Annotated in this window: 1 pseudogene; it reads left to right on the top strand. The window is 76.7% G+C overall.

From position 1 onward, the window contains the following. Positions 1-13322: pseudogene (locus GA0115242_RS24160) on the top strand (type I polyketide synthase); the annotation flags it as partial.

Below are 13322 nucleotides of genomic sequence, written 5' to 3'. Positions count from 1 at the left end.
GACCCGGACGCCCTCGCCGCCGCGCTCGCCGCCGAGGAACCGCAGACCGCCCTCCGTGCCGCAGGCGTCCTCGCCGCCCGCCTCGCCCGGGTCCGCCCCGGCACCGGGGAGACCGCCGCCGCCTGGAACCCGGACGGCACCGTCGTCATCACCGGCGGCACCGGCGGCCTCGGCGCCGTCCTCGCCCACCACCTCGTCACCGGACACGGCGTCCGCCACCTCGTGCTGGCCGGACGGCGCGGACCCGACGCGCCCGGCGCCGCCGAACTCGCCGCCGCACTGCGCGAGTCGGGCGCCGAGGTCACCGTCACCGCCTGCGACGTCACCGAACCCGACGCCGTGGCACGGCTGTTCGCCGCCGTCCCGGCCGAACACCCGGTCACCGCCGTCGTGCACACCGCGGGCACCCTCGACGACGGCACCGTCGAGACCCTCACCGCCGACCGCCTCACCGCCGTCCTGCGGCCCAAGGCCGACGCCGCCTGGCACCTGCACCGCGCCACCCGCGACCTCGACCTCGCCGCGTTCGTCGTCTTCTCCTCCCTCGCCGGTACCACCGGTGCCCCCGGCCAGGCCAACTACGCGGCGGGCAACGCCTTCCTGGACGCCCTCGCCCAGCAGCGCCGCGACGCGGGCCTGCCCGGACTCTCCCTCGGCTGGGGCCCCTGGGTGCCCACCGGCGGCATGACCGGCGACCTCGCCGAGCGCGACCTGGAGCGCATGTCCCGCTCCGGCACGCCCCCGCTCACCGTCGAGCAGGGCCTCGCCCTCTTCGACGCCGCCCTCGGCCTGCCCCGCGCCGCCGTCCTGCCGGTCCGCCTCGACCTCGCCGCCCTGCGCGGCCGGGGCGAGGTGCCCCCGCTGCTGCGCGGCCTGGTCCGCGGCCGCGCCCGCCGCACCGTCCGCACCGGCTCCGAGGCCGCGCTCGGCCTCGCCCAGCGGCTCGCCCGGCTCGACGACGAGGCCCGCACCGAGACCGTCGTCGACCTGGTCCGCACCCAGACCGCCGCCGTCCTCGGCCACGCCTCCGCCACCGACATCGACCCCGAACGGCCCTTCCAGGACCTCGGGTTCGACTCCCTCACCGCCGTCGAACTGCGCAACCGGCTCGCCGCGGCCACCGGCCTGCGCACCTCCGCGACCGTCATCTTCGACTACCCGACCGTCGCCGCCCTCGCCGCGCACCTCCTGGAGGAGCTGAGCGACGCCCCCGAACCGGCCGCGCCCGCCACGGCCCCGCAGTCCCGCGCCACCGCCGACGACCCGATCGTCATCGTCGGCATGAGCTGCCGCTACCCCGGCGGCGTCAGCTCCCCCGACGACCTGTGGCGCCTGGTCACCGAGGGCACCGACGCGATCGGCGGACTCCCCGTCAACCGCGGCTGGGACCTCGACGGGCTCTACCACCCCGACCCCGACCACCCCGGCACCTCCTACACCCGCTACGGCGGATTCCTGCACGACGCGGGCGAGTTCGACGCCGGGTTCTTCGGGATGAGCCCCCGCGAGGCGCTCGCCACCGACTCCCAGCAGCGGCTGCTCCTGGAGGCGTCCTGGACCGCCGTCGAGCACGCCGGGATCGACCCCGTCGCCCTGCGCGGCAGCCAGACCGGCGTCTTCGCGGGCGTCATGTACAGCGACTACTCGGCGACCCTCGCCGACGAGCGCTTCGAGGGCCACCAGGGCAGCGGCACCGCCCCCAGCATCGCCTCCGGGCGGGTCTCCTACGCCCTCGGCCTCGAAGGCCCCGCCGTCACCGTCGACACCGCCTGCTCCTCCTCCCTCGTCGCCATGCACTGGGCGATGCAGGCCCTGCGCGCGGGGGAGTGCTCCCTCGCGCTGGCCGGTGGCGTCACCGTGATGTCCACCCCGACCTCGCTCATCGAGTTCTCCCGCCAGCGCGGCCTGTCGCCCGACGGCCGCTGCAAGGCCTTCTCCGACGACGCCGACGGCGTCGGCTGGTCCGAGGGCGTCGGCGTCCTCGTCCTGGAGCGCCTCTCCGACGCGCGCCGCAACGGCCACCGCGTCCTCGCCGTGGTGCGCGGCTCCGCCGTCAACCAGGACGGCGCCTCCAACGGCCTCACCGCCCCCAACGGCCCCTCGCAGCAGCGCGTCATCCGGCAGGCCCTCGGCTCCGCCGGACTGACCACCGCCGACGTCGACGCCGTCGAGGCGCACGGCACCGGCACCCCGCTCGGCGACCCCATCGAGGCGCAGGCCCTGCTGGCCACCTACGGCCAGGACCGCCCCGCCGACCAGCCGCTGCTGCTCGGCTCCGTGAAGTCCAACATCGGCCACACCCAGGCCGCCGCGGGCGTCGCGGGCGTCATCAAGATGGTCATGGCCATGCGCCACGGCCAGCTCCCGCGCACCCTGCACGCCGACGCGCCCTCCCGGCACGTCGACTGGGAGAGCGGCGACGTCACCCTGCTGCGCGAGCAGACCGCCTGGCCCGAGACCGGCCGCCCGCGCCGCGCCGCCGTCTCCTCCTTCGGCATCAGCGGCACCAACGCCCACCTCGTCCTCGAACAGGGCGAACCCGCGCACCCGGCCGCGCCCCGGCCCACCGCGCCCGAGGCCGCGCCCACCGCACTGCCCTGGACGCTCTCCGGCCGCACCCGCCCCGCGCTGCGCGCCCAGGCCGCCCGCCTCCTCGCCCACCTCGACACCCACGACGGCACCGCCGCCGACCTCACCCTCTCGCTGGCCACCACCCGGCCCGCGTTCGAGCAGCGCGCCGTCGTCGTCGGCACCCCCGAGGACGCCCGCCGCGCCCTCGCCGCGCTCGCCGCCGACCGGTCCGACCCGGCCCTCGTCCTCGGCGAGACCGGCGGCGCGGGCCGCACCGCGTTCCTCTTCACCGGCCAGGGCAGCCAGCGCCCCGGCACCGGACTGGCCCTCTACGAGCGCCACCCGGTCTTCGCCGAAGCCCTCGACGAGGTGATCGCCCACCTCGACCCGCTGCTCGTCGACGCCCCCGCGGGCACCCCGCACGGCTCGCTGCGGGACGTCCTGTTCGCCGCCGACGGCACCCCGGGCGCCACCGCCCTCCACGAGACCGGCTGGACCCAGCCCGCGCTGTTCGCCCTGGAGACGGCCGCCTACCGGCTGGTCCGCTCCTGGGGCGTGCGCCCCGGCGTCCTGCTCGGCCACTCGGTGGGCTCCGTCGCCGCCGCGCACGCCGCCGGCATCCTCTCCCTCGCCGACGCCTGCGCTCTCGTCGCCGCCCGCGCCCGCCTGATGCAGGCCCTGCCCGAGGGCGGCGCCATGTGGTCGCTCCAGGCCTCCGAGGACGAGGTGCTGCCGCTGCTGAGCGGCCTGGAGGACCAGGTCTCCCTCGCCGCCGTCAACGGACCCTCCGCCGTCGTCGTCTCCGGCGACCAGGACGCCGCCGACCGGATCGCCGCCCACTTCGCCGACCTCGGCCGCACCACCCGCAGGCTGCGCGTCAGCCACGCCTTCCACTCGCCCCGCATGGACGCCATGCTGGACGCCTTCCGCGAGGTCGCCGAGAGCCTCACCTACCACGAGCCGACCGTGCCCGTCGTCAGCGACCTCACCGGCCGCCTCGCCGAGGGCGACGACCTGCGCACCGCCGACCACTGGGTCCGGCACGTCCGCTCCACCGTCCGGTTCGCCGACGCCGTGCGCGCCGCCCACGCCGCGGGCGCCGCCACCTACCTCGAACTCGGCCCCGGCGGCTCCCTGTGCGCCGCCGCCCAGGACACCCTCGGCGACGACACCGGCGCCGACACCGTCCCGCTGCTGCGCACCGACCGCCCCGAGGACGAGGCCGCCCTCACCGCGCTGGCCCGCCTGCACGTGCGCGGCGTCCGCGTCGACTGGACCGCCGTCCACCAGGGCACCGGCGCCACCGCCGTCGAACTGCCCACCTACGCCTTCCAGCACGAGACCTACTGGCCCGACACCGCCGCGCCCACCACCCGCCGCGCCGCGGGCGGCCCGGCCGACCCCGCCGACGCCGCCCTGTGGAGCGCCGTCGAGTCCGGGGACACCGCCTCCCTCGCCGGGCTGCTCGGCCTGCGCGACGAGGAGCACGCCTCGCTGTACGCGCTGCTGCCGTCGCTGTCCTCCTGGCGCCGCGCGCGGCAGGAGCGGGCCGTCCTCGACGCCGCCCGCTACCGCGTCGGCTGGCACCCGGCCGCCGCCGAGGGCGCCCCCGTCCTCGACGGCACCTGGCTCGCCGTCACCACCGGCGGCGCGGGCACCGACGTCCTCGACGCGCTGCGCGGCCACGGAGCCGTCGTCGAACGCCTCGACCTGGACGACACCCACCGCGACCGCGACCACCTCGCCGCCGCCCTGCGCGCCGCCACCGACACCCCCGACGGCGTCAACGGCGTCATCTCCCTGCTGCCGCTCGCCGACCCGGCCCGCCCGGACACCGAGCTGCCCGCCGGGTTCGCCCTCGGCGTCGTCCTCGCCCAGGCCCTCGCCGACACCGGCGTCACCGCCCCGCTGTGGACCGTCACCCGCGGCGCCGTCTCCACCGGGCCGGGCGACCCCCTCACCCACCCCGCCCGCGCCGCCGCCTGGGGCCTGGGCCGGGTCACCGCCCTGGAACGCCCGGCCCAGTTCAGCGGCCTCGTCGACCTGCCCGAGACCCTCGACGCGCCCGCCACCCAGCGCCTGGTCAGCGTCCTCGCCACCCGCGAGGGCGAGGACCAGCTCGCCGTCCGCGTCGGCGGCACCTACGCCCGCCGCGTGGTCCGCCACCCCGGCGACGAACTGCCCCGCGAGGACGCCTTCACCGCCTCGGGGACCGTCCTGGTCACCGGCGGCACCGGCGGCCTCGGCGCCCGCGCCGCCCGCTGGCTCGCCGACGCGGGAGCCGACCACCTGATCCTCACCAGCCGCCGCGGACCCGACGCCCCCGGCGCCGCCGAACTCCGCGCCGAACTGGAGGAGTCGGGCACCCGCGTCACCCTCGCCGCCTGCGACAGCGCCGACCGCGACGCCCTTGCCGCCGTCCTCGCCGCCGTCCCCGACGACGCCCCCCTCACCGGCGTCGTGCACGCGGCCGGTGTCGGCCAGGCCGCGCCGCTCGCCGCGACCCCGCTCGACGAGGTCGCCGCCGCGATGGCCGCCAAGACCCTCGGCGCCGCCCACCTCGACGCCCTCCTCGAAGACCACGACCTGGACTTCTTCGTCCTCGTCTCCTCCGTCGCCGGAGTCTGGGGCAGCGCCGGGCAGAGCGCCTACGCCGCCGCCAACGCCTACCTCGACGCCCTCGCCGAGCACCGCCACGCGCGCGGCCTCGCCGCCACCTCCGTGGCCTGGGGCCCCTGGGCCGAGATCGGCATGGCCAGCGCCCACCGGTCGGTCTCCGACAGCTTCGAACGCACCGGACTGCGCCTGCTCGACCCCGGCACCGCCATGACCGAACTCCGCCGCGCCGTCGTGCGCGGCGAGAGCACCGTCACCGTCGCCGACGTCGACTGGGAGCAGTACCACCCGGTCTTCACCGCCGCCCGCGCCAGCCGCCTCTTCGACGCCCTCGACTCGGTCGCCGCCCTGGCCGCGCCCGCCGCCACCGGCACCGCCTCCGAACTCGCCGTCCGCCTCGGCGGCCTCACCGGCGACGAGCAGGAGCGCCTCCTCGTCGACCTGGTGCGCTCCGAGGCCGCCGTCGTCCTCGGCCACACCTCCGCCGAGGGCGTCCCCGCCAAACGCGCCTTCCGGGACGCCGGGTTCGACTCGCTGACCGCCGTCGACCTGCGCAAGCGCCTGGTCGCCCTGACCGGCCTCGCCCTGCCCACCACCCTGGTCTTCGACTACCCGAACCCGGTCGCCCTCGCCCGCCACCTGCGCGGCGAACTCCTCGGCACCGCCGAGGGCTCCGCCGTCGCCCTCCCGGCCCCGGCCGCCTCCGACGAGCCCATCGCCATCATCGGCATGAGCTGCCGCTTCCCCGGCGGCGCCCGCTCCGCCGACGCGTTCTGGAACCTCGTCGCCGACAGCACCGACACCATCTCCGACTTCCCCGTCAACCGCGGCTGGGACGCCGACGCGCTCTACGACCCGGACCCCGACCGGCCCGGCACCACCTACTCCACCCAGGGCGGCTTCCTGCACGACGCGGGCGAGTTCGACGCCGGGTTCTTCGGCATCTCGCCCCGCGAGGCCGTCTCCATGGACCCGCAGCAGCGGCTCCTCCTGGAGACCACCTGGGAAGCCTTCGAACACGCCGGGATCGACCCCGCGTCGGTCCACTCCACGCCCACCGGCACCTTCATCGGCTCCACCTACCAGGACTACGGCGTCAGCATGGACGACGGGTCCGCGGGCCACGCCGTCACCGGGTCGAGCCCCAGCGTCCTCTCCGGGCGCCTCGCCTACTCCTTCGGCCTCGAAGGCCCCGCCGTCACCGTCGACACCGCCTGCTCCTCCTCCCTGGTCGCGCTGCACCTGGCCTGCCAGTCGCTGCGCAACGGCGAGTCCACCCTCGCGCTGGCCGGCGGCGCCACCGTCATGACCAACCCGATGCCGTTCATCGCGTTCAGCCGCCAGCGCGCCCTCGCCCGCGATGGCCGCTGCAAGGCGTTCTCCGACGACGCCGACGGCATGACCCTCGCCGAGGGCATCGGCATCCTCGTCCTGGAGAAGCTCTCCGACGCGCGCCGCAACGGCCACGAGGTCCTCGCCGTCGTCCGCGGCTCCGCCATCAACCAGGACGGCGCCTCCAACGGCCTCACCGCGCCCAACGGCCCCTCCCAGGTCCGTGTCATCCGGCAGGCCCTCGGCGCCGCCGGACTGACCACCGCCGACGTCGACGTCGTCGAGGCGCACGGCACCGGCACCGCCCTCGGCGACCCGATCGAGGCGCAGGCCCTGCTCGCCACCTACGGCCAGGGCCGCGACCCCGAACACCCGCTGCTGCTCGGCTCGGTGAAGTCCAACATCGGCCACACCCAGTCCGCCGCGGGCGTCGCGGGCATCATCAAGATGGTCATGGCGATGCGCCACGGCCAGCTCCCGCGCACCCTGCACGCCGACGAGCCGTCCCGGCACATCGACTGGTCGAGCGGCACCGTCCGCCTGATCACCGAACCCATGCCGTGGAGCCACGAGGACCGGCCGCTGCGCTGCGCCGTCTCCTCCTTCGGCATCAGCGGCACCAACGCGCACGCCGTCCTGGAGCAGGCGCCCGCCGTCGAGGCGCCCGCCGAGGCCGCCGAGCCGACCCTCCCCGCGGGCGGCACCCTGCCGTGGATCCTGTCCGCCGCCGCCCCGGCCGCCCTGCGCGACCAGGCCGCGCACCTCGCCGCCCACCTCACCACCGGCACCGCGCCGCACCCCGCCGACGTCGGCCACACCCTGATCACCGCCCGCTCCGTCCTGGAGCACCGGGCCGTCGCCCTGGGCGCCGACACGGCCGAACTCGTCGACGCGCTCACCGCGTTCGGCTCCGGCACGCCCACCACCCAGGTCGTGCACGGCACCGCCGACACCGACGGCCGCACCGTCTTCGTCTTCCCGGGCCAGGGCTCCCAGTGGTCCGGCATGGGCGCCGAACTCCTCGACACCTCACCGGTCTTCGCCGAGCGCTTCCACGAGTGCGCCGCCGCCCTGGCCGCCCACACCGACTGGTCCCTCGTCGACGTCGTCCGCCAGGCGGACGGCGCCCCCACCCTGGACCGGGTCGACGTCGTCCAGCCCGCCACCTGGGCCGTGATGGTCTCCCTCGCCGAACTCTGGCGGGCCCACGGCGTCACCCCCGACGCCGTCATCGGCCACTCCCAGGGCGAGATCGCCGCCGCCGTCGTCTCCGGCGCGCTCTCCCTCGCCGACGGCGCCCGCGTCGTCGCCCTGCGCTCCCAGGCCATCGGCCGCGTCCTCGCCGGAGCGGGCGGCATGATGTCCGTGCAGATCTCCGCCGCCGAGGCCGAGGAGCACCTCGCCCCCTACGACGGCGCCGTCTGCGTCGCCGCCGTCAACGGGCCCCGCTCCGTGGTCCTGGCCGGAACCCCCGACGCCCTGGACGCCCTCCAGGCCGAGTTCACCGCCCGCGACCTGCGCGCCCGCCGCGTCGCCGTGGACTACGCCTCGCACTCCGCGCAGGTCGAGCGCCTGGAGTCCGAACTCCTCGACGTGCTCGGCCCGGTGACCCCGCAGGCCGCCCGCGTCCCGTTCCACTCCACCGTCACCGGCGAACTCCTCGACACCACCGGCACGGACGCCGCCTACTGGTACCGCAACCTGCGCCAGACCGTCCGCTTCGACGACACCGTCCGCGCCCTCCTCGACACCGAGCACACCGTCTTCGTCGAGGTCAGCCCGCACCCCGTGCTCACCATGGCCGTCCAGGCCACCGCCGAGCACACCGGCCGCCAGATCGCCGCCGTCGGCACCCTCCGCCGCGACCAGGGCACCACCGGCCGCTTCCTCGCCTCCCTCGCCGAGCAGTGGACCCGCGGCGGCCGCGCCGACTGGGCCGCCGTCTACGCCGGGACCGGCGCCCGCAGGACACCCCTGCCCACCTACGCCTTCCAGCGCGAACACCTGTGGGCCGTGGGACGCCCGCAGGGCGCCGGCGCCGGGGACCCGGCGGACGCCGAGTTCTGGGCCGAGGTCGAGCAGCAGGACGTCGACTCGCTCGCCTCCCGCCTGCGCCTCGACCGCGACGCCCTCGCCCCGCTGCTGCCCGCCCTCTCCACCTGGCGCAAGCAGCGCCGCGACCGCTCCACCGTCGGCTCCTGGCGCTACCGCGCCACCTGGAAGCCGCTCGGCGCGCTGCCCGCCCCGCACCTCGACGGCACCTGGCTCCTGGTCACCGCCGACGGCACCGACGCCGACCGCGCCGCCGCCGTCCGCGACGCGCTCACCGCGCACGGCGCCACCGCCCTGCCGCTGGTGCTGAGCGCCGCCGACGCCGACCGCGACGCCCTCACCGAGCGGCTGCGCGCCCTGCCCGCCCTCACCGGCGTCGTGTCGCTGCTCGCCGACGCCGAGGACACCGGCACCGTCCACCCCGTCCTCACCGACGGCCTCGCCCTCAGCGTCCGCCTGGTCCAGGCCCTCGGCGACGCGGGCACCGACGCGCCCGTCTGGGCCGTCACCCGGGGCGCCGTCTCCACCGGCCGCGCCGACCGCCTCACCCGGCCCGCCCAGGCCATGGTCAACGGCCTCGGCTGGACCGCCGCCCTCGAACACCCCGACCGCTGGGGCGGCACCGTCGACCTGCCCGAGACCCTCGACCGGCGCACCGGCGAACGCCTCGCCGCCGTCCTCGCCGGGACCACCGGCGAGGACCAGCTCGCCGTCCGCGCCGGCGGTGTCCTCGCCCGCCGCATCACCCCCGCGCCCGCGCCCACCGGCGGCGACTGGAGCCCGCGCGGCACCGTCCTGGTCACCGGCGGCACCGGCACCCTCGGCCCGCACCTGGCCCGCTGGCTCGCCGACCAGGGCGCCACCGACCTCGTCCTCACCTCACGGCGCGGCCCGGACGCGCCCGGCGCCTCCGACCTCGTCGCCGAACTCGCCGAGCGCGACTGCCGGGTGACCGTCGCCGCCTGCGACGTCTCCGACCGCGACGCCGTCGCCGCGCTCCTCGACGGCCTCGCCGCCGAGGGCCGCACCGTCCGCAGCGTCTTCCACACCGCCGCCGTCATCGAGCTGCAGTCCCTCGACGAGACCAGCCTCGACGCGTTCGCGAAGGTCGTCCACGCCAAGACCGCGGGCGCCCTGCACCTCGACGAACTCCTCGACGACGACCAGCTCGACGCGTTCGTCCTCTACTCCTCCACCGCCGGCATGTGGGGCAGCGGACGCCACGCCGCGTACGTCGCCGCCAACGCCCACCTCAACGCGCTCGCCGAGCACCGCCGCGCCCGCGGCGCCCACGGCACCGCCGTCTCCTGGGGCATCTGGGCCGACGACATGAAGCTCGGCCGCGTCGACCCCACCCAGATCCGCCGCAGCGGCCTCGACTTCATGGACCCGAAGCTGGCCCTCGCCGGGCTCCGCCAGGTCCTCGACGGGGACGAGGGCTCCATCGCCGTCGCCGACGTCGACTGGGACCGCTACCACCCCGTCTTCACCTCCTCCCGGCCCACCGACCTCTTCGAGGACGTCCCCGAGGTCCACGCCCTCACCGAGGAGAACGCCGCCCGCGCCGCCGAGGGCGGCGAGTTCACCGCCCGGCTGCGCGCCCTGCCCACCGGCGAACAGGACCGGCTCCTGCTCGACCTGGTGCGCTCCGAGGCCGCCACCGTCCTCGGCCACGCCTCCCCGGAGGTCCTCTCCGAGCGCCGCGCCTTCCGCGACGTCGGCTTCGACTCCCTCACCGCCGTCGACCTGCGCAACCGGCTGGCCGCCGTCACCGGCCTCACCCTGCCGAGCACCATGGTGTTCGACTACCCGGACCCGCTGACCCTCGTCGGCTTCCTGCGCGGCCTGATCGGCGGGCCCGCCGCCGACGCCGACGGACCGGTGCGCACCACCGCCGCCGTCGACGACGACCCGATCGCCGTCGTCGCGATGAGCTGCCGCTACCCCGGCGGCGTCACCTCGCCCGAGGCCCTCTGGGACCTCGTCGCGGCGGGCGGCGACGCCATCACCGGCTTCCCCGCCGACCGCGGCTGGGACGCCGACGCGCTCTACGACCCGGACCCCGACCGGCCCGGCACCACCTACTCCACGCAGGGCGGCTTCCTGCACGACGTCGCCGACTTCGACGCCGGCTTCTTCGGCATCTCGCCCCGCGAGGCGCTCGCCATGGACCCGCAGCAGCGCCTCCTCCTGGAGACCGGCTGGGAGGTCATGGAACGCGCCGGGATCGACCCCCACACCCTGCGCTCCAGCCTGACCGGCACCTTCATCGGCGCCAGCTACCAGGACTACAGCGCGGGCGGCGCCAGCACCGAGGGCGCCGAGGGCCACCTCATCACCGGCACCATCTCCAGCGTCATGTCCGGCCGCCTCGCCTACACCTTCGGCTTCGAGGGCCCCGCCGTCACCCTGGACACCGCCTGCTCCTCCTCCCTGGTCGCGCTGCACCTGGCCTGCCAGTCGCTGCGCAACGGCGAGTCCACCCTCGCCCTGGCCGGCGGCGTCAGCGTGATGGCCACCCCGCAGGCCTTCACCGGCTTCAGCAGGCAGCGCGCCATGGCCCCCGACGGACGCTGCAAGGCGTACGCCGAGGGCGCCGACGGCATGAGCCTCGCCGAGGGCGTCGGCCTCGTCCTCGTCGAGCGGCTCTCCGACGCCCGCCGCAACGGGCACCCCGTCCTCGCCGTCATCCGCGGCTCCGCCGTCAACCAGGACGGCGCCTCCAACGGCCTCACCGCCCCCAACGGGCCCTCCCAGGCCCGCGTCATCCGGCAGGCCCTCGCCAACGCCGGGCTCACCGCGGGCGACGTCGACGTCGTCGAGGGCCACGGCACCGGCACCGCCCTCGGCGACCCGATCGAGGCGCAGGCCCTGCTGGCCACCTACGGCCAGGACCGGCCCGCCGAACGGCCGCTGCTGCTCGGCTCGGTGAAGTCCAACATCGGCCACACCCAGATGGCGTCCGGCATCGCGGGCGTCATGAAGATGGTCATGGCGATGCGGCACGGCACCGTCCCGCGCACCCTGCACATCGACACCCCCTCCAGCCACGTCGACTGGACCTCGGGCGCCATCGACCTCGCCACCGACACCGTGCCCTGGCCCGAGACCGGCCGCCCCCACCGGGCCGGCATCTCCTCCTTCGGCCTCTCCGGCACCAACGTCCACACCATCGTCGAGCAGGTCGTCGCCGACGAGCCCGCCCCCGCGCCCGCCACCGCCCCCGACGCGCTCCCCGACGGCGTCCCCGCGGTGCTCTCCGCCCGCACCGCCACCGCCCTGCGCGACCAGGCCGACCGCCTCCTCACCCACCTCACCGACCACCCCGCGCTGCCGCTGACCGACCTGGCCGCCTCCCTCGCCGGGTCCCGCGCCGCCCTCGAACACCGGGCCGCCGTCCTGCCCGGCGACCGCGAGCACCTGCTGCGCGCCCTCACCGCGCTGCGCGACGGCACCCCCGACGGCGCCCTCCTCACCGGCAGCCCCGCCCGCGGCAGGCTCGCCTTCCTCTTCACCGGGCAGGGCAGCCAGCGCGCCGCCATGGGCCGCGAACTGTACGACCGGTACCCGGTGTTCGCCGACGCCCTGGACGCCGTCCTCACCCACTTCGACCAGGAGCTCGACCGTCCGCTGCGCGAGGTCCTGTTCGCCGGGGACGACACCCCGGAAGCGGCCCTGCTGCACGACACCGCCTACACCCAGCCCGCCCTCTTCGCCCTCGAAGTCGCCCTGTACCGGCTCGTCGAGTCCTGGGGCGTGCGCCCCGACAGCGTCGCGGGCCACTCCATCGGCGAGATCGCGGCCGCGCACGTCGCCGGGGTGTTCTCCCTGGCCGACGCCTGCACCCTGGTCGCCGCCCGCGGCCGCCTGATGGCCGCCCTCCCGTCCGGCGGCGCCATGATCGCCGTCGAGGCCGCCGAGGACGAGGTGCTGCCGCTGCTGAGCGGCCTGGAGGACCAGGTCTCCCTCGCCGCCGTCAACGGCCCCCGCGCCGTCGTCGTCGCCGGGGACGCCGAACCCGTCGCCCGGGTCGCCGCCCTCCTCGCCGAGGACGGCCGCCGCACCCGAGCGCTGCGGGTCAGCCACGCCTTCCACTCGCCGCGCATGGACGCCATGCTCGACGACTTCGCCCGCGTCGCCCGCACCCTCACCTACCGGGCGCCGCTGCTCGCCGTGGTCTCCACGGTCACCGGCGACCTCGCGGGCGCGGCCGAACTCACCACCCCCGACTACTGGGTCGGCCAGGTCAGGGCCACCGTCAGGTTCGCCGACGCGGTCCGCGCCCTGCACCGCCAGGGCGTCACCTCCTACCTCGAACTCGGCCCCGACGGCACCCTGTCCGCCGCCGCCCGCGCCGTCCTCGACGACACCGAGGGCACCCCGGCGGACCACCCCGCCACCACCGTGCCCGCGCTGCGCCGCGACCGCGCCGAGGCGCCCTCCCTCACCGCCGCCCTGGCCCGCCTGCACGTCGACGGCACCCCCGTCGACTGGAGCGCCGTCCTGGAGGGCACCGGCGCCCGCCGCGTCGACCTGCCCACCTACGCCTTCCAGCGCAGCCGCTACTGGCCCGACACCACCGCCGCGCCTGCCGCCGCCCACGGCACCCCCGACCACGGCACCGACGCCGCCTTCTGGGCCGCCGTCGAACGCGCCGACCTGCCCGCCCTCGGCGCCGACCTCGGCCTCGACGACGACACCGTCGCCGCCCTCGTCCGGCGCTCTCCTCGTGGCGGCGCCGCCGCACCGAG

The organism is Streptomyces sp. SolWspMP-5a-2 (assembly GCF_900091845.1).
In the GTDB taxonomy this organism is placed as follows: Bacteria; Actinomycetota; Actinomycetes; order Streptomycetales; family Streptomycetaceae; genus Streptomyces; species Streptomyces doudnae.
The sequence above is the reverse complement of the archived record's forward strand: the minus strand, read 5'-3'. Positions and strand labels throughout refer to the sequence as shown.